The organism is Streptomyces sporangiiformans, assembly GCF_005768555.2.
Classification (GTDB): Bacteria; Actinomycetota; Actinomycetes; order Streptomycetales; family Streptomycetaceae; genus Streptomyces; species Streptomyces sporangiiformans.
The window spans coordinates 1-1,091 of the sequence record NZ_VCHX02000075.1; the positions used below are offsets into that span (position 1 = coordinate 1).

Sequence of the window (1,091 nt, forward strand, 5' to 3'; positions counted from 1 at the left end):
AGTCGCGGACCTGTACGAGCGGCTTGCCGCGGACGGTCTTGGCTATGGTCCGGTGTTCCGTGGGGTGCGGGCGGCGTGGCGCACCGGCGGTGACGTGTTCACCGAGGTCGAACTGCCGACGGAGGACGGCGGTTCCTTCGGTCTGCACCCGGCGCTGCTCGACGCGGCCCTGCACGGCATCGATCTGGGCGGCTTGCTGCCGGACTCCACAGACGGCACCCTGCTGCCGTTCGCCTGGCAGGGCGTGAGTCTCCATGCCGCGGGTGCCACGCGGTTGCGCGTCCAGCTGTCCGAGGGCATCGGTGGTTCGGTCGTGGTGCGGGTCGCCGATGACACGGGTGCTCCGGTGGCGTCGGTGGACGGGCTGACGCTGCGGGCGGTCTCGGCGGATCAGCTGGCGCGTGCGAGTGATCCGCACCGGGACGCGCTGTTCCGGCTCGACTGGGTCGCCGCGTCCGGGGCCGCCGCCGCGTGGGCCGGGTCCGTCGCCGTGCTCGGCACGGACGGTCCGGCGCTCGACGGAGCGGAGCGGTATGCGGATCTCGCCGCGCTCAGTGCCGCGCTGGATGAGGGGCGTCCGGTGCCCGACGCGGTGGTCACGGTGTTGCCGCGTGCGGCAGGCGGGTCTTCGGCCGGTGAGGCGGTGCGTGAGGTCACGTATCGCACGCTGGGTCTGTTGCAGGGCTGGCTGGCGGATGAGCGGGTCGAGGGGACGCGGCTGGTTCTGGTGTCCGAGGGCGCGGTGGCGGCCGCGGCCGACGAGGACGTCGTCGACATGGCGGGGGCGGCGGCGTGGGGTCTGGTGCGCTCCGCGCAGTCGGAGAACCCCGGTCGGTTCGTCCTGGTCGATCAGGACGCCGACGAGGCCGCCGTCACGGTCCTGGATGTGATGTTGGCGTCCGGCGAGCCACAAGTGGCAGTCCGGCGCGGGGAGTTGAGGGTGCCTCGACTGGCCCGTCATGGAGCGGGCGGGGCGTTGGTGCCGCCGGCCGGGACCCAGGGCTGGGCCCTGGATGTGACGGGCACCCGCAGCCTGGAGGGTCTGGCGCTGGTCGAGCACGGGCCCGCCGTCGCCCCGCTGAAGGGGGACG

At 73.7% G+C, this 1,091-nt stretch carries 1 protein-coding gene; it reads left to right on the top strand.

What is annotated here, in order from left to right:
• A partial coding sequence (locus tag FGD71_RS07665; protein ID WP_181359141.1) for a polyketide synthase dehydratase domain-containing protein occupies positions 1 to 1,091 on the top strand: 1,091 nt, incomplete at both ends.